Here is a 454-nt window from a genome sequence, read left to right as displayed (position 1 = left end):
GGTCTCATTCCTGATCAACGCCGCAACCACCACGGTTGGCGTTGACCTCCAGGTCAAGAACATCCCGTCCAACGGTGGCTTCCAGCTTCCGCTGACCGGTGGCGTGGGAACCGGCGTTCTCTACGCAGCAGGCGGCCTCCTGGTCGTCGGCGCAGCACTGATGTTCGTACGGTCACGCCGGAGCACCAACAGCTAGTACCTGAGGACCCCCCAATAGCGGTCCTCGGTGTGAATACCGAAGTGGGGAAGAACGCCAAACATGCGGTCTTCCACACTTCGTTTCCCCGGATATGCCCACTCTCCCAGGATCTCCCATGACACAGCTCCAAGCCCCCCAGCTGCCCGCACGGCAACGTTTCCGCGCCCGCTGGAGCACACAACGCATCCTCATAGTTCTTGCGACCCTTCTGGGCGTCGGCGTCTTGCTGTATCCCACAGCCGCGGCTTGGTTTTC

The 454-nt window shown here is 61.7% G+C and carries 1 protein-coding gene; it reads left to right on the top strand.

From position 1 onward, the window contains the following. On the top strand, positions 1-196 hold a 196-nt coding region (locus tag SB679_RS23120; protein ID WP_410704637.1), incomplete at its 5' end, for an LPXTG cell wall anchor domain-containing protein. Between the last annotated feature and the right edge of the window lie 258 nt (positions 197-454).

Source organism: Chryseobacterium sp. SIMBA_029 (genome assembly GCF_046535275.1).
GTDB lineage: Bacteria > Bacteroidota > Bacteroidia > Flavobacteriales > Weeksellaceae > Chryseobacterium.
This window is presented reverse-complemented; position numbering and strand designations above follow the sequence as displayed.